The organism is Streptomyces dengpaensis (assembly GCF_002946835.1).
GTDB classification, from domain to species: Bacteria; Actinomycetota; Actinomycetes; order Streptomycetales; family Streptomycetaceae; genus Streptomyces; species Streptomyces dengpaensis.
In genome coordinates this window covers 3,227,761-3,244,709 of sequence record NZ_CP026652.1, presented here as the reverse complement: position 1 = coordinate 3,244,709, position 16,949 = coordinate 3,227,761, and the positions used below count along the sequence as shown (strand labels likewise).

Below are 16,949 nucleotides of genomic sequence, written 5' to 3'. Positions count from 1 at the left end.
CGCGTTACAGTCTCTGTCTGTTATCCGGCCGCCCGTGTGGGCGGCCGAAACCTGCGAGAACCCGCAGAAGCACCTGCTCATTTCCTGAAAGTCCCCAACGACGTGGAGTACTCACATGCCAGGCGCCATCTATGCCGAAGGTCTGGTCAAGACCTTCGGTGACGTAAGGGCTCTGGACGGCGTCGATCTCGATGTCCCGGAGGGCACGGTCCTGGGCCTGCTCGGGCCGAACGGCGCGGGAAAGACGACCACCGTCCGCTGCCTGACCACCCTGCTGCGCCCCGACAGCGGCAAGGCGGTCGTCGCGGGCGTCGACGTGGTCAAGCACCCCGACGAGGTACGGCGGAGGGTCGGCCTTTCCGGACAGTTCGCCGCGGTCGACGAATACCTGACCGGCCGCGAGAACCTGCAGATGGTCGGCCAGCTCTACCAGATGAAGGCGAAGGCGGCGAAGGTCCGGGCGGACGAGCTGCTGGAGCAGTTCAACCTCGCGGACGCCGCCGACCGCACCGCCAAGACGTACTCGGGCGGTATGCGCCGCCGGCTCGACCTGGCGGCCGCCCTGGTCGTCTCGCCCCCGGTGATGTTCATGGACGAGCCGACGACCGGCCTCGACCCGCGCAACCGCCAGGCGCTGTGGGACGTCATCAAGGACCTGGTCTCCGGCGGTACGACGCTGCTGCTGACCACCCAGTACCTCGAAGAGGCCGACCACCTCGCGCACGACATCTGTGTGGTCGACCACGGCCGCGTCATCGCCCGCGGCACCGCCGACCAGCTCAAGGCGCAGACCGGCGGCGAGCGCGTCGAGGTCGTCGTGCACGAGCGCGAGCACATAGCGACGGCCGCGGAGGTGCTGCGCGGCTTCGGCAAGGGCGAGGCCACGGTCGAGGAGCACACCCGCAAGCTCACCGTGCCCGTCACCGGCGGCGCGAAGCTCCTCGCGGAGGTCATCCGCGAGCTGGACACCCACGGTATCGAGATCGACGACATCGGCCTGCGCCGCCCCACCCTGGACGACGTCTTCATCTCGCTCACGGGCCATGCGGCCGAGGAGCGGGAAGAGGGCAACGGAGCGGTGCAGGACAGCAAGGACCAGAAGCGCAAGAAGGGGACCGAAAAGTGAGTGCCGTGACCGACGCCGTGCAGGTCGCGGCGCCCTCGAACCCCTTCGGCCAGTCCATCCGGGACTCGCTGGTCGTCGCCAAGCGCAATCTGATCAGGATGTCGCGGATCCCGGAGATGGTGATTTTCGGACTGATCCAGCCGATCATGTTCGTGGTGCTGTTCAGCTATGTCTTCGGCGGCTCCATGCAGATCGGCGGCAGCACCAGCCCCGCCGACTACCGCAACTTCCTGATGGCCGGCATCTTCGCGCAGACCGTCACCTTCGCGACCGCGGGCGCCGGCGCGGGCATCGCCGACGACATGCACAAGGGCCTCATCGACCGCTTCCGCTCGCTGCCCATGGCGCGCGGCGCGGTGCTGACCGGGCGCACGCTCGCCGACCTCGTCCAGACCGCGCTGACCCTGCTGGTCCTCGCGATCGTCGCCCTGCTGGTCGGCTGGCGCGTGGGCTCCCACGGCGACACCAACGCGGGCAAGGTCCTCGGCGCCTTCGGACTGCTGCTTCTGGCCGGGTACGCGTTCACCTGGATCGGCGCGCTGATCGGCCTCTCCGTGCGCACGCCCGAGGCGGCCACGTCCGGTGGTCTGATCTGGCTCTTCCCGGTCACGTTCATCTCGAACGCGTTCGTGGACTCCAGCAACATGACGCCCTGGCTGCGGCACATCGCGGACTGGAACCCGTTCAGCGCGATCGTGCAGGCCAGCCGCGAGCTCTTCGGCAACCCGGGGGTGTCCACGTCGGACGCCTGGCCCATGCAGCACCCGATCGTGGCCTCGGTGATCTACTCGGTCCTGATCATCGCGATATTCAGGACGCTGGCGGTGCGCAAGTACCGATCTGCCACGGCGTGATCTGGGCATGACGATGCCCCCGGCCGCGCGGCCGGGGGCATCACCGTAGTCGCTGGTCCTGGGCTCAGCCCTGGTACGGCTCGGCCTTGAGGATCTTCACCGAGGCGAACTTGCCGTTCGGCAGCTCGTACTGGGCGTCCTCGCCGACCTTCTTGCCGTTCACGCCGGAGCCCAGCGGGGACTGCGGCGAGTACGTCTCGATGTCGGAGCTCGCGTACTCGCGGGAAGCCAGCAGGAACTCCAGAGTGTCGTCCTCGTCGCCGTCGAAGGCGATGGTGACGACCATGCCCGGCGCGACCACACCGTCCGCCGCGGGAGCCTCGCCGACCTTGGCGTTCTCCAGAAGCTGGGTCAGCTGGCGCACACGGAGCTCCTGCTTGCCCTGCTCCTCCTTGGCCGCGTGGTACCCGCCGTTCTCGCGCAGGTCGCCCTCCTCGCGCGCGGCCGCGATCTTGGCGGCGATCTCCGTGCGCGCAGGACCAGACAGGTACTCCAGCTCGGCCCTGAGCTGGCTGTACGCCTCCTGGGTCAGCCAGGTGACGTTCTCGCTGGTCTGGGTCACAGGTGCTCCTCGTAGGTACTGGGAATACAAAGCATCGCCCTACCCAGAAGAATGTTCCTTCACGGGTGGGCGAAACCACGAGCCTAACAATTCAGTGGCCCGAAGGGGAGGACATAAGACATCAGAATGACGTCTATGCAGGTCAGCCGGTAGCTACCGGGGGTGACATCACTCGGCGTGGCAGCCGAGCAGCTCCGCTGAGCCACCACGGGCCGTCGTACGCAGCGTAACCACCTGGTCGACGCGCGACGAGTTCTGCTCGAAACGGAAGTCCGCGCGGCCCACTTCGCTGCCGTCGGCACCCTGCGAGCGCAGGGTGCAGTAGCCGTGGACGTCTGCGTCCTTGCGTACCTCCAGATGTACCTCGACCGCGCTGTCCGAGGTCGCCTTGAAGGTGATCACCTCGGCGCTGATCTTGCTGCCGCCGACGTAGTGGGACGCGAACCAGCCGATCAGGACGAGCAGGGCGACGCCCAGCACACCGCCGATGATCTTGAGTGTGCGGTCGGCGCGCTCGTCCGCGGAGCGGCCGTACCGGCCCTCGGGCACCTGCACCGTACTCATGATCGTCCTCTCCACGGGGCCCACGGGGTTGGGGCCCCGGAATTATTCCCCCCCCGATTCCGTCACTATAGAAGCCGCCCAGGACGCAGATTCACGCCGGGCACCGACTTGCCGACCGGCCGGCCGGCCGAATGGGCCGGCCGACCCACCGACTGGCCGACTTACTGAGGATTGAGTCTTGACTGACCAGCTGCGACTGATGGCCGTGCATGCCCACCCCGACGACGAGTCGAGCAAGGGCGCCGCCACGATGGCGAAGTACGTGTCCGAGGGGGTGGACGTGCTGGTCGTGACCTGCACGGGCGGGGAGCGCGGCTCCATCCTCAATCCGAAGCTTCAGGGCGACAGGTACATCGAGGAGAACATCCACGAGGTACGCAAGAAGGAGATGGACGAGGCCCGCGAGATCCTCGGCGTCAAGCAGGAGTGGCTCGGCTTCGTCGACTCGGGTCTGCCCGAGGGCGACCCGCTGCCGCCGCTGCCCGAGGGCTGTTTCGCCCTGGAGGACGTCGACAAGGCGGCCGGTGAACTGGTCCGCCAGATCCGCTCCTTCCGCCCGCAGGTGATCACCACCTACGACGAGAACGGCGGTTACCCGCACCCCGACCACATCATGACCCACAAGATCTCGATGGTGGCGTTCGAGGGCGCGGCGGACCACGAGAAGTACCCGGAGTCGGAGTTCGGCCCGGCGTACCAGCCGCAGAAGCTCTACTACAACCAGGGCTTCAACCGCCCGCGGACCGAAGCGCTTCACCGCGCCCTTCTCGACCGCGGCCTGGAGTCGCCGTACGGGGAGTGGCTGAAGCGGTGGTCGGAGTTCGAGCGCGTGGAGCGCACGCTGACCACGCACGTTCCGTGTGCCGAGTTCTTCGAGGTGCGTGACAAGGCGCTGATCGCGCACGCCACGCAGATCGACCCCGACGGCGGCTGGTTCAAGGTCCCCATGGAGATCCAGAAGGAGGTCTGGCCGACCGAGGAGTACGAGCTCGCCAGGTCTCTCGTCGATACCTCCCTCCCCGAGGACGACCTCTTCGCGGGCATCCGCGACAATGCCTGACATGAGCGCAAGCCTCGCACTGACACAGCTCGTCCCTCTTGCCAAGGAGCTCGACGAGAACAAGGTCACTCCCGGTGTCCTCGGCTTCATCGTTTTCGCGGTGATGGCCCTGGCCGTCTGGGGTCTCATGAAGTCGATGAACCGGCACATGGGCAAGGTTGCCTTTGAGGAGGAGCCGGAGGCGGATGCGGTGGCCTCCGGCACGGTGAGTCGCGACTCCGGGGCCGGGGCGGCCTCCGGGCCCGCCTCCGGTCGAAAGGCCTCGCCCTCGAAGGGCTGAGCTTCTCCTGCCGAGGGGCTCGTACCTTGGTCCGCCAGGGGTGGCGGCAGGTGCGCGGAGTGCGCGCGCGGCGGGGCGGGTTCGCGCCCGCCGCGCCGCTCGTGTGTGCGTCGACCCCCCGGCGAAGCTGGGTGGGTTAAAGGGCTTTTCGCCCCCGCCGCCCCTGCCCTCCCCCACTCTCGGCTTCTCCCCCAGTGCCTTAAGGGCCTGGGAGGTACCCCCAGAGCGGGGGGACCCCCATTGTCACTTGGGGGCTCCGCCTCCAAACCCCCGCTCCTCAAACGCCGGAGGGGCTGAACTTCGCCGGCCGGGGCTGAAATTTTGCCGGCCGGGGCTGAGAGCGGGCTAGGAGTTGGCCGAAGCCACCGCCACCCCCATCACGTCCCGTGCATACCGCCCCGGCACCATTCCCAGGCGCCAGGCCTGCCAGCCGGCGTCCAGGTCGACTCCTCGCTCCAGCAGCAGCTGGTACGCCTCGATGTAGTCGTCCAGCTTGGCGTCGCGGGACGGGTGGCCGGTGCGGGAGAGTTGGGTCAGTTCCTCCTGGGCGACGGCGGCGCCGACCTCGTAGCCGCCCGGGGCCGCGTACGGGAGCAGGGTGCAGCGAAGGAAGCGCGCCCAGTCCTCGCCGCGGCGGTCGCCGTACGACGTGAAGAGGCCGATCGCTTCGTCGCACAGCGCCAGCGCCTGCTGTGTACGGGCGTTTCCCGCGTCCACCACCGCAAGTTCCAGGCAGGTCCAGGCCTCGCCGTGGGCCACGCCGATGCGCTGGAAGTCGGCGCGGGCGTCGACCAGGAGCTGGCGGGCGAAGCCGGAGTTGCGCAGCGAGCCGGTCTGGGCGGCACGCTGGTCGCGGGTGACGCGGGCCGAGTGGTGACGGGCACAGGCGAGGCCGTAGACGTCGCGCATGCGGGAGAACATCGTGCGCGAGCGCTCCAGTTCGCGGACCGCCGAGTCCAGGTTGCCGCCCTCCTCCAGGGCCTGGCCCAGGTAGTAGATCGTCCACGCCTCGCCCCGCGCGTCCTCGTTCTCGCGGTGCCGGGAGGCCGCCTGGCGCAGCCCCGCGACCGCGGTGGACGGGTCGCCGTCGACGAGGCGGGCGCGGGCCAGCTGGGTGAGGGCCCAGGCCTCGCCGCGGGCGTCGCGGGTGCGGCCGTACAGGTCGAGGGCCTCGCGCAGTTCCCGTTCCGCGCGCGGTACGTCGCCCATGCGCAGGCCCAGCTGGCCGAGCTGGAAGTGGGCCCACGCCTCGCCGTGCACGGACCCGCTCTCGCGGTGCAGGACCAGGGCCTGGGTGAGCAGGTCCAGGGCCTGGGCCAGGCGGGAGCGGTCGCGCTCCACCGCCGCGAGCGCGTGCATCGTCCAGGCGCGGTCGGCCGCCAGGCCGGGGGAGGCCTGGAGGTCCATGGCCTCCTGGAGCTTGGCCGCCGCCTCGGTGAGGTTGCCCTGGTGGTGGAGGGTGATGCCGAGGGAACAGAGCGCCCTGGCCGCGCCCGCGTCGTGATGGGCCTCGAAGTACAGGTCCACGACGGAGGTCAGGGTCGTGCGCGCCTTGTCCAGCTCACCGAGCTGGCGGGCCGCGATGCCCGTACGCCACTGGACCGAGCGGACCAGCAGACCCTGGTCCACGGCCTGCGTCAGCTCGCTGATCTCGCCCAGGCGGTAGAGGTCTCCGCGGAGCAGGCAGTAGTCGCACAGGGCGCCCAGCAGGTTCAGGACCGCCGCCTGGTTCACGCCCTCCGCGTGGCGCAGGGCCGCCGTGATGAAGCTCGACTCGTCGTCCAGCCAGCGCAGAGCCGCGTCGAGCGAGGTGAATCCGTGCGGGCCCACGGTGCTCGAATGAAAAGCGGTGTCCGCTCGCGTGGACGTCTTGCCGTCGACCAGGCGGATCACCGAGTCGGCGAGCTCCGCGTAGTTCACGATCAGACGCTCCTGCGCCGCCGTACGCTCGGACGGCTCCTCCTCGTCGAGGAGGCGGGCGCCCGCGAAGGCCCGTACGAGGTCGTGCAGCCGGTAGCGGCTGCCGCGGACGTGGTCGATCAGGCCCGCCTGCCAGAGCGCGGTCAGATGGCGGCCCGCCTCGGGCTCGTCCGTGGCCAGCAGGGACGCCGCCGCGGCCGCGCCGAGGGAGGCTCGGCCCGCCAGGGCCAGACGGCGCAGGAGCCGGCGCGCCATGTCGGACTGGTCCGTATAGCGCAGCCACAGCACGCGCTCGACCGGTTCCACGGGGCCGTATGCCGCCAGGTCGGAGGCCAGCAGGCGCGGTGTGCGGGGGCCGAGGGAGGAACCCGCGATGCGCAGGGCCAGCGGCAGGCCGCCGCACAACTCCCGTACCCGGTCGGCGGATTCGGCGTCGTACGGGCCCGAGGCGTCCTGCGCTGTCGCGTTCAGCAGCTCCTCGGCGCCCGCCGCGTCCAGCGCCTCGACGGGCAGCTGGTGCACCCAGGCGGGGAGGTCGGCGGGCAGGTCGAGCGGCCGGCGGGCGGTGACCAGGACCAGGCTCTCCGAGCGCTCGGGGATCAGGGTGCGCACCTGCTCGGCGTCGCTCGCGTCGTCCAGGACGATCGTCACCGCCAGACCCGTCAGATGCTGGTGGTACAGCTCGCCCAGCCTCCTGACCTGCTGGTCCTGTGAGGAACGCTCGCGGAAGAGGAGCTGTTCGCGCGGTGCGCCGAGCCGGTTCAGCAGGTGGAGCAGCGCGTCGCGGGTGGTCAGCGGCGGGTCGTCCGGGCTGTCCCCGCGCAGGTCCACCACGCACGCGCCCCGGAACTGGTCCCTGAGGTCGTGCGCCACCCGGACGGCGAGAGTGCTGCGGCCGGAGCCGGGCGCGCCGTACAGCACGACCACCGTCGGCTTCGTCTCCGTGCTCGCGCGCGCCGCGTGCACCCACTGCGCGACGCGTGCCATCTCGGTGCGGCGTCCCGCGAACGGGCCGTCCGGCTCGGGCAGTTGACCGAACGACTGCTCCAGGACGCTGCGCCGCCGCGCGGCCGCGCTCTTGTCGGTGCGCCGCAACTGGGGCGCGCCCTGCTTCGCGCCCGTGGAGGCGCTGAGCACCCGCTGCTGGTCGAGGAAGGGACGGATGCCCCGTACGTCCAGGGCCGTCAGCCACTGCAGGCGCAGCTGCTCCGGGCCGCCGGGCTGCCCCAGGGCGCCGGCCCGGCGGCTCGCGGCCGGCACATGCGCGGCGGTCACCTTGAGCACGGTGGCCGCGGCGCCCGCCACCGCCACCGTGGCGCCCGCGCCGATCGCCGTCCCCGTGTCCGTACCGAACGCCAGGTCCGCGACCACGGCGGCGACGGCTGCAACAGCCGTCACCAGTAAGGGCGTTCCGCCGCCCTGCCGGGCATACCGCTGCCCGAACGTCAGCCGTCCCGCCTCCGCCTCGTCGAGTGCCCGCGTGTACGCCGCGTACTCCTCGGCGGCGGTCTGCGCCATCGCGTCCAGCGCGGCCCGCGCCCGCGACAGCAGCACACCCTCGTCGATCCGCCCACCCGTCCGCCGTGCCTCTTCCTCCACGGCCCGGGCCAACAGCCCCTCGGCCTCCGCCCGATGGCTGTCCCGCATGTGACGTCCCCCTCCGTCAGCAACTCCTTTGCAGACGAGTGTCCTTCGTTCCGCACGTGAAGGCGAGAGGACCGGCGATCATTCGCATGGGCCGGCGATCGTTCGCCGGGGCCCTGCCGGACATGCCTGACGGGTGAGGTGCCGGGTACTGCGGCAGGATGGACGTATGCCGAACCGACTGGCCCATGAGACGTCCCCCTACCTCCTCCAGCACGCCGACAACCCCGTCGACTGGTGGCCCTGGTCGGCCGAGGCCTTCGACGAGGCCCGCAAGAGCGACAAGCCGGTCCTGCTGAGCGTCGGCTACAGCAGCTGTCACTGGTGCCATGTGATGGCCCACGAGTCGTTCGAGGGCGAGGCGACGGCCGCCTACATGAACGATCACTTCGTCAGCATCAAGGTCGACCGCGAGGAGCGCCCGGACGTCGACGCTGTGTACATGGAGGCCGTGCAGGCGGCGACCGGGCAGGGCGGCTGGCCCATGACCGTGTTCCTCACGCCGGACGCCGAGCCCTTCTACTTCGGCACCTACTTCCCGCCCGAGCCCCGTCACGGCATGCCCTCCTTCCTGCAGGTGCTGGAGGGTGTGCACAACGCCTGGACCGACCGGCGGGACGAGGTCACCGACGTGGCGGGGAAGATCACGCGGGATCTGGCCGGGCGGGAGCTGGGCGTCGGGGACAGCCAGGCGCCCGGCGAGGAGGAGCTGGCCCGCGCGCTGCTCGGGCTCACCCGGGAGTACGACGCGACGCGGGGCGGATTCGGTGGGGCGCCCAAGTTCCCGCCGTCCATGGTCCTTGAATTCCTGCTGCGGCATCATGCGCGGACCGGTTCCGAGGGTGCGCTGCAGATGGCCGCCGACACCTGCGAGCGCATGGCGCGCGGTGGCATCTACGACCAGCTCGGCGGGGGCTTCGCCCGGTACTCCGTCGACCGCGAGTGGGTCGTGCCCCACTTCGAGAAGATGCTGTACGACAATGCCCTGCTCTGCCGCGTGTTCGCCCACCTCTGGCGGGCCACCGGGTCCGAGCTCGCCCGCCGCGTCGCCCTCGAGACCGCCGACTTCCTGGCGCGCGAACTCCGCACCGAGGAGGGCGGGTTCGCCTCCGCGCTCGACGCCGACAGTGACGACGGGAGCGGGCGGCATGTCGAGGGCGCGTACTACGTGTGGACCCCGCGGCAGCTGCATGACGTCCTCGGCGACGACGCCGAACTCGCCGCCCACTACTTCGGGGTGACCGAGGAGGGCACCTTCGAGCACGGGCAGTCGGTCCTGCAACTCCCTCAGCGCGACGGCGTCTTCGACGCCGAGAAGATCGCCTCCATCCGCGAGCGGCTCCTCGCCGCACGCGCCGGACGCCCCGCCCCCGGCCGCGACGACAAGGTGGTCGCCGCCTGGAACGGGCTCGCCATCGCCGCCCTCGCGGAGACCGGCGCCTACTTCGACCGGCCCGACCTCGTGGACGCCGCGATCGGCGCCGCCGACCTCCTCGTACGTCTGCACATGGACGATCGCGCGCGGTTGTCCCGTACCAGCAAGGACGGCCACGTCGGCGCGAACGCGGGTGTACTGGAGGACTACGCGGATGTCGCCGAAGGCTTCCTCGCGCTCGCGTCCGTCACCGGGGAAGGGGTCTGGCTCGAATTCGCCGGGTTCCTGCTCGACCACGTGATCGTCCAGTTCGCGGACGCCGAGTCCGGTGCGCTGTACGACACGGCGGCCGATGCCGAGCGGCTCATCCGCCGTCCGCAGGATCCGACCGACAACGCCACGCCGTCCGGGTGGAGCGCGGCGGCCGGTGCGCTGCTGTCGTACGCGGCGCAGACCGGCGCCGAGCCCCATCGCGCCGCCGCCGAGCGGGCGTTGGGCGTGGTGAAGGCGCTCGGTCCGCGTGCGCCCCGCTTCATCGGGTGGGGGCTGGCGGTGGCCGAGGCGCTGCTCGACGGGCCGCGCGAGATCGCGGTCGTGGGCCCGGCCGGCGATCCGGCCACCCGGGCCCTGCACCGCACCGCCCTGCTGAGCACCGCCCCGGGAGCCGTCGTCGCCGTGGGCACGCCCGGGAGTGACGAGCTGCCGCTGCTTTCCGGCCGGCCTCTGGCCGACGATCAGCCGACCGCGTACGTGTGCCGCAACTTCACGTGTGACGCCCCGACATCCGATGTCCAGCGCCTCAAGGACGCGGTGGGCAGCGTGAACGCCGTCTGAAACCGTCACCCGTGGACCAGAAACCTCCGGCGTAAACCGATACATCCCTTTCTTCAACCCAGAGTGCCGAAACACTCTATTTATCTGAATAACTCATAGGCTTCACAGTTCCCCCTTAGTGTCTGCACGGCGGCGCGACAGGTGTGACTCACTGAGACTCACAGTGACCCCCTGTCGCGACAGGGGTTTTGGGGATCTGGGGGGATCTGTTGGTCACGTCTGTCTTCATTGCTGCCGTTTCTCTGGCGCTCTTCTGGATGGCAGCCTTCACACTGTGGTGGCAGATGCACGCGTGGCGTACGCCCGAAGTGCTCGCCTCCACCCGGTTCAGCAGTCCGGACGGCGGTGAGAGTCTGTCCTTCTCGCTGCTGCTGCCCGCGCGGCACGAGCAGACCGTGCTCGACCACACGATCCAGCGGCTGCTGGAATCCAGTCACACCGACTTCGAGATCATCGTGATCGTCGGGCACGACGATCCGGAGACCACCGACGTGGCGCGCGGTGCCGCGGAGCGCGACGCGCGCGTCCGCGTCGTCGTCGACCACCACGACAAGAAGAACAAGCCGAAGGCCATGAACACGGCGCTGCCGCACTGCCGCGGCGACGTCGTCGGAGTCTTCGACGCCGAGGACCAGGTCCACCCGGAGCTGCTCGCCCACGTGGATCACGCGTTCCGCACGACGGGCGCGGACGTCGTCCAGGGCGGCGTGCAGCTCATCAACTTCCACTCCAGCTGGTACAGCCTGCGCAACTGCCTGGAGTACTTCTTCTGGTTCCGCTCCCGGCTCCATCTGCACGCGCAGAAGGGGTTCATTCCGCTCGGCGGCAACACCGTCTTCGTACGGACGGACGTACTCAAGGAAGCCGACGGCTGGGACCCCGACTGCCTCGCGGAAGACTGCGACCTGGGCGTCAGGCTCTCCAGCGTGGGCAAGAAGGTCGTCGTCGCCTACGACTCCGACATGGTGACCAAGGAGGAGACCCCGGGCTCGCTGATGTCGCTGCTGAAGCAGCGCACCCGCTGGAACCAGGGCTTCCTCCAGGTGTACCGGAAGAAGGACTGGAGGCAACTCCCGGGCTTCGGCCAGCGGTTGCTCGCCCGCTACACCCTCATGACGCCGTTCATGCAGGCCTTCACCGGCGTCATCATCCCGCTGAACGCGGCGATCGCGTTCTTCCTCGACGTACCGGTCGGCATCGCCTTCATCACCTTCCTGCCGGCCGTCACGGCGTTCGTCACCTTCGTCTTCGAGGTCGTCGGACTCCACGACTTCGGCAAGCAGTACGGGCTGCGCGTCCGCTTCGTCCACTATCTGAAGCTCATCGTGGGCGGTCCCTTCTACCAGGTGCTCCTTGCGGGCGCCGCCGTGCGCGCCGTCTGGCGCGAGCAACGGGGCCGCACCGACTGGGAGTTGACCAGTCATGTCGGCGCGCATCTCACCGAAGTGATCCGAGAGGACGTTCCTGCGTGACCTCCACTCTTGACGCGGCGACCACACCCACGGTCCCCGCGCAGCGGCCTCGTGCGCCCAAAATCGTCCCCAACGCCCATCCGGTCCTGGGTTTTCGCAGCTCCCGCTCCGATCTGATCCTGTGCGCAGTGCTCCTCGCGGCGATCATCGTCGTCCAGGGCTGGAACATCGCCGCCTACCCGGCCCTCAGCGACGACGAGGGCACCTACCTCGCCCAGGCCTGGGCCGTCCAGGAGGGCAGGGGCCTGGCCCACTACACGTACTGGTACGACCACCCGCCGCTCGGCTGGATCCAGATAGCCGTCCTGACCTGGATCCCGGCCCAGCTCAGCCCGGAGCTGATGACCGTCGGCGCGATGCGCGCCGCGATGCTGGTGATCAGCGCCGTCAGCGCGGTCCTCGTGTACGTCCTCGCGCGCCGTCTCTCGCTGCCGCGGTGGGCGGCCGGGCTCGCGATGGTGCTCTTCGGGCTCTCCCCGCTGTCGGTCGTGCTCCAGCGCGAGATCTTCCTCGACAACATCGCGGTGATGTGGACGCTGCTCGCGTTCTGCCTGGCCGCGTCCCCGAGCCGCCACCTCTGGCACCACTTCGGGGCGGGCATCGCGGCCGCCGCCGCCGTGCTCACCAAGGAGACGATGCTCGTTGTCCTGCCCGCGCTGTTCGTCACCATGTGGCGGCACAGCCACCGCGACACCCGCAAGTTCGCGCTCACCGGAGCCGTCACCGCCTGCGCGCTGATCGGCCTCGCGTACCCGCTCTTCGCCCTGCTCAAGGGCGAGATGCTCCCGGGCTCGGGACATGTCTCGCTCTGGGACGGCATCAAGTACCAGATGAGCCGCCCCGGCTCCGGGTTCATCCTCGACCAGGGCACCGGCTCGTACGGCGTCCTCCAGTCCTGGCTGTACTACGACCGCGTGCTGCCCCTCGGCGGCCTCGCGGGCGCCCTGCTGCTCCTGGTCACCTGGCGCTGGTCGATGACCGCGCGCGCCCTGGCCGGACCCGCGCTCACCGTGGCGATCCTCGCCCTGGTGGCCCTGCGCCCGAGCGGCTACCTGCCCGCGATGTACGTCATCCAGGCCCTGCCGTTCCTCGCGCTCGTCCTAGCCGGAGGCACCGCGAGCGTCGTGCACGCGGTGCTGCGCAGGTGGCGCGGCGAGGAGGAGAAGACGTACGTCACCTGGGGGCGCCGCGGGCTGGCGGCCGTACTCGTGGTGGCCGCCGGCGCCTATGTCGTGCCGCGCTGGTACGACGGCGACCGCACCGCCATGACCACCGACGCCAACGCCCCCTACCGGGCGGCCTCTTCCTGGCTGAAGACCGAGGTGAAGGACCCGCAGGACACGCGGGTCCTGGTCGACGACGCGCTGTGGCTCGACCTCGTCCACCACGGCTACGAGCCCGGGCTCGGCGTCATCTGGTTCTACAAGGCGGACCTCGACCCCGCGTTGAGCAGGACGATGCCGCGCGGCTGGCGCGACCTCGACTATGTCGTCGCCTCCCCGACCGTACGGCGCGACGCGGTCGACCTGCCCAACGTCAAGGCCGCGATCGAGCACTCGACGCCGGTCGCCACCTTCGGCAAGGGCGCCGACCGGATCGAGATCCGGCAGATCCAGAGTGCGGGAGGCTCCCGATGAGCCACGAGTCCACCGTCCCCGACGAGCTGGGCGACCCGGTCGCACACGCGGCCGAGCTTCCCGAACCCGGCGCCGTCACCATCGTCGTACCGACCTTCAACGAGTCCGCGAACATCAGCGAGCTGCTGCACCAGATCACCGCATCGGTGCCGGCCCGGCTGCCCTGCGAGGTCGTCTTCGTCGACGACTCCACGGACGACACGCCCGACGTGATCCACGAGGCGGCGCAGGACTGCCCCTTCCCGGTCACCGTCCTGCACCGCAAGGAGCCGGCCGGCGGGCTCGGCGGCGCGGTCGTCGAAGGGCTGAAGGCGGCGACCTCGGACTGGATCGTCGTCATGGACGGAGACTGCCAGCATCCGCCGTCCCTGGTACCGGAGCTGGTCGCGTCCGGCGAGCGCGCGAACGCCGGGCTCGTTGTCGCCAGCCGCTACATCAAGGGCGGCAGCCGCGCCGGACTCGCGGGCGGCTACCGCATCGCCGTCTCGCGCAGCGCGACCTGGCTGACCAAGACGCTCTTCCCGCGCACACTGCGCGGCATCAGCGACCCGATGAGCGGCTTCTTCGCCATCCGGCGCAGCGCGGTCACCGCGGAGATCCTCCAGCCGCTCGGCTACAAGATCCTCCTCGAACTCGCCGTACGCAGCCGCCCCCGCCAGGTCACCGAGGTGCCCTTCGTCTTCCAGGACCGGTTCGCGGGCGAATCCAAGTCGACCGCGCGGGAGGGCTTCCGGTTCCTGCGCCACCTCGTCGGGCTGCGCACCGCCTCGCCGGTCGCGCGCATGGCGGTCTTCGGACTGATCGGCGCCACCGGCTTCGTACCGAACCTGCTCGGCCTGTACGCGCTCACCGCCGCCGGCATGCACTACGTACCGGCCGAGATCCTCGCCAACCAGCTCGGGGTGGCCTGGAACTTCCTGCTCATCGAGCATCTGCTCTTCCGCGAGCGCCGCAAGCACCGCAGCTGGTGGGACCGCGTCGGCCGGTTCGCGCTGCTCGCCAACGCCGATCTGATGCTGCGCATCCCGCTGATCGCGCTCTTCGTCGGCCGCTTCGGGATGAGCGCGCTCACCGCCACCGCACTGGCCCTGGTGACGACCTTCGTCCTGCGCTTCGCGGGGACCGAGGCGCTGGTCTATCTGCCGCGCCGCAGCAGCAAGCCCGGGCGCGCGAGCCGCACAGCAAGGAGAGCCGCATGACATATCCGGCACGCCCCAGACGGAGAACCTCACTGCTGGCCGTGGCGGGCCTCGCCGCCGGGCTGCTGCTGATCTCGCCGCAGCCCGCGTCCGCCGCCAACCGGGTCAAGAACCCCGGCTTCGAAACAGCCGGCACGGACGACATGCCGTACTGCTGGGAGAAGTCCGGCTGGGGCGACAACGACTTCACCTTCTCCACGGTCGCCGACGCCCACTCCGGCTCCAGGGCCATGAAGGTCGAGCTGACCCGCCGCGTCGACGGCGACCGCAAGGCGCTGATCACCGAGTCCACCGACTGCGCGCCGGTGGTCAGCGCGGGCAAGCAGTACGACCTCGGGCTCTGGTACAGGACGACGACGCCCGACGCGTCCATCACGCTCTTCCGGCACGACACGACGGGGGGCTGGCAGTACTGGACCGACCTCAAGACCCTGGACATGGCGGGCGGCTGGACCCAGGCCACGGTCCGCACCCCCGAGGTCCCGGCGGGCACCGACCGGATCACCTGGGGCGTCTCGGTGTACGGCACGGGCTCGGCGACGACCGACGACTACACCATGGAACAGGTCGCCGACCCCGTCCCGGACCCCGTGTGCACGGGCACCGCCGAGGAGTGCGCCGACGGCAAGTGGGACGTCCTGCCCACGCAGAACCCGGTCCGCTCCATGCACTCCGTCGTCCTCAACAACGGCAAGGTGCTGCTGATCGCGGGCTCCGGCAACAGCGAGGAGCAGTTCAACGCGGGCACGTTCACCTCGGCGGTGTACGACCCGGCCAACGGCACCTACAAGGTCATCCCCACGCCGAAGGACATGTTCTGCGCGGGGCACGTCCAGCTCCAGGACGGGCGCGTTCTCGTGATGAGCGGCAACAAGGCGTACCCGGTTGCAGGCGGGCACGGCTACGAGGGCTACAAGGACTCGTACGTCTTCGACCCGGCCACCGAGACGTACAGCAAGACCAACGACATGAACGACGGCCACTGGTACCCGTCGGCGACCGCGCTCGGCAACGGCGACGTCATCTCCTTCGGCGGACTGCGCGAGGACTCGACCGGCTCGGTGACGGCGGAGCTGTGGTCGGACGCCGAGCAGCGGTGGCTGCCGACGTGGAAGGTCAACCAGACCTGGTCGTACTGGGGTCTGTACCCGTCGATGATCTTGATGCAGGACGGCCGCCTGTTCTACTCGGGCAGCCATGTCTTCGGCAACGGCACCCCCGGCACGGGCTCCGCGATCTACGACTACGACGCCAACACGACGACGGCGATTCCCGGGCTGCAGAACAAGGACGAACGCGACCAGTCCGCCAGTGTGCTGCTGCCCCCGGCCCAGGACCAGAAGGTCCTCACCCTCGGCGGCGGCAACATCGACTCCAACCCGGACGCCAACCGTCTGACCGACATCATCGACCTCAAGGCGGCCGACCCGTCGTACGCCGCCGGGCCGCCTCTGCCGCAGGGCACGGTCGACCTGGGCAACGGTCCGGTGCCCCAGACCGGCGGCCAGGGCAAGATATACGTCTCCGCCGTCCTGCTGCCCGACGGCAAGGTCCTGGAGACGGGCGGCGCCCTGAACAACCGCGCCAACCCGGTCTACGAGTCGTCGATCTACGACCCGGCGACGAACACCTTCGACCCGGTGACCGCCGACCCGGAGGAGCGCGGCTACCACTCGTCCGCGTTCCTGCTGCCCGACGGCCGCGTGATGACGACGGGCGACAACCCGGGCAACGGCACCTGGAACCACGACGTGTCCATCTACACCCCGCCCTACCTGCTCAAGGGCCCCCGCCCGACGATCACTTCGTTGATCGACACCGAGTGGACGTACGGGGACACGCAGCGCATCACCGTCGACCGGCCCATCGCCAAGGCCGAGTTGATCCGCCCGGCCGCGGTGACGCACTCCTCGGACCCGAACCAGCGGTTCGTGGACCTGCCGCTGTCGGTGGACGGCAACAACGTCGACCTGAACGTGACGAGCAACCCCAACCTGGCCCCGCCCGGCTGGTACATGCTCTTCGCGGTCGACGCCAACGGCGTTCCGTCGGTGGCCACGTGGGTCCACCTCCAGGGCCCGACGGCCCTCAGCGCGACCGATGCGTCCGCACACGTCCACTCCTTCGCCGACTCCCTGGAGGGGACCGTCACGAAGCCGGGCGAGAAGCGGGCCTCGCAGAAGGTCAGCCCGACCCTCTCCGGCTGTGACCGGCACTACGGCACGATCAACGTCTGCGTACCGACGGTCTTCCCGGACGGCGTGCGGAAGACGACGGCCGGCCGCTGCGCCTGGCTGAAGGAGAAGGACTACGGGCGGCTGAAGGTCAACGGCAAGGACGATCCGCTCGGGCTCGACCCGAGTAGGGATGGACTCGCCTGCGGTGCCCAGGACGTGAAGAGGCGTTAGCCCGGTCCTGAGGT

At 69.9% G+C, this 16,949-nt stretch carries 12 protein-coding genes; 9 read left to right on the top strand and 3 right to left on the bottom strand.

Annotated elements, in window-relative coordinates; all coding sequences use genetic code 11:
- The first annotated feature begins 115 nt into the window (after nt 1-115).
- Both C4B68_RS14725 and C4B68_RS14720 read left to right on the top strand, forming a co-directional pair.
- Nucleotides 116-1,126, top strand: coding sequence for an ATP-binding cassette domain-containing protein (locus tag C4B68_RS14725; RefSeq protein ID WP_099499568.1), 1,011 nt, complete (start codon nt 116-118; stop codon nt 1,124-1,126).
- Complete coding sequence (locus tag C4B68_RS14720; protein ID WP_099499569.1) at nt 1,123-1,980, top strand: ABC transporter permease; 858 nt, start codon at nt 1,123-1,125, stop codon at nt 1,978-1,980. The genes C4B68_RS14725 and C4B68_RS14720 overlap by 4 nt, the downstream gene beginning before the upstream one ends.
- Nucleotides 1,981-2,044: 64 nt before the next feature.
- Here C4B68_RS14720 and greA read toward each other — a convergent pair whose 3' ends face one another.
- Both greA and C4B68_RS14710 read right to left on the bottom strand, forming a co-directional pair.
- A complete protein-coding gene (gene greA / locus C4B68_RS14715; RefSeq protein WP_099499570.1) occupies nt 2,045-2,542 on the bottom strand; it encodes a transcription elongation factor GreA in 498 nt (165 codons plus the stop codon).
- Between the two features lie 168 nt (nt 2,543-2,710).
- Nucleotides 2,711-3,106 (bottom strand): DUF4307 domain-containing protein, encoded by a 396-nt coding sequence (locus C4B68_RS14710; protein WP_099499571.1) that lies wholly within the window; start codon nt 3,104-3,106, stop codon nt 2,711-2,713.
- Between the two features lie 199 nt (nt 3,107-3,305).
- On the opposite strand from C4B68_RS14710, the gene mca reads away from it, so the two are divergent.
- Entirely contained in the window at nt 3,306-4,166 is an 861-nt protein-coding gene (mca, locus tag C4B68_RS14705) for a mycothiol conjugate amidase Mca (protein WP_167459308.1), read from the top strand.
- Nucleotide 4,167: 1 nt separating this feature from the next.
- Nucleotides 4,168-4,446: a hypothetical protein gene (locus C4B68_RS14700; protein WP_373682181.1), complete on the top strand. Its 279-nt coding sequence runs from the start codon at nt 4,168-4,170 to the stop codon at nt 4,444-4,446.
- Nucleotides 4,447-4,791: 345 nt separating this feature from the next.
- Here the strand turns inward: C4B68_RS14700 and C4B68_RS14695 are convergent, their stop codons facing one another.
- Nucleotides 4,792-8,013, bottom strand: coding sequence for a tetratricopeptide repeat protein (locus C4B68_RS14695; RefSeq protein ID WP_099499574.1), 3,222 nt, complete (start codon nt 8,011-8,013; stop codon nt 4,792-4,794).
- Nucleotides 8,014-8,179: 166 nt separating this feature from the next.
- Between C4B68_RS14695 and C4B68_RS14690 the strand changes: the two genes are divergently transcribed.
- The 5 genes from C4B68_RS14690 (at nt 8,180) to C4B68_RS14670 (ending at nt 16,935) form a co-directional block, all read left to right on the top strand.
- Nucleotides 8,180-10,219, top strand: coding sequence for a thioredoxin domain-containing protein (locus C4B68_RS14690; RefSeq protein WP_099499575.1), 2,040 nt, complete (start codon nt 8,180-8,182; stop codon nt 10,217-10,219).
- Between the two features lie 209 nt (nt 10,220-10,428).
- Nucleotides 10,429-11,691 carry a glycosyltransferase gene (locus C4B68_RS14685; RefSeq protein WP_099499999.1) on the top strand — a complete coding sequence of 421 codons (1,263 nt, stop codon included), beginning with the start codon at nt 10,429-10,431 and terminating at the stop codon, nt 11,689-11,691.
- Entirely contained in the window at nt 11,688-13,328 is a 1,641-nt protein-coding gene (locus C4B68_RS14680; protein ID WP_099499576.1) for an ArnT family glycosyltransferase, read from the top strand. The genes C4B68_RS14685 and C4B68_RS14680 overlap by 4 nt, the downstream gene beginning before the upstream one ends.
- On the top strand, nt 13,325-14,527 hold the full coding sequence (locus tag C4B68_RS14675; protein WP_099499577.1) for a glycosyltransferase: 1,203 nt from the start codon (nt 13,325-13,327) through the stop codon (nt 14,525-14,527). Before C4B68_RS14680 ends, C4B68_RS14675 begins: the two co-directional genes overlap by 4 nt.
- A complete protein-coding gene (locus C4B68_RS14670; RefSeq protein ID WP_099499578.1) occupies nt 14,524-16,935 on the top strand; it encodes a galactose oxidase early set domain-containing protein in 2,412 nt (803 codons plus the stop codon). Before C4B68_RS14675 ends, C4B68_RS14670 begins: the two co-directional genes overlap by 4 nt.
- Nucleotides 16,936-16,949 lie beyond the last annotated feature (14 nt).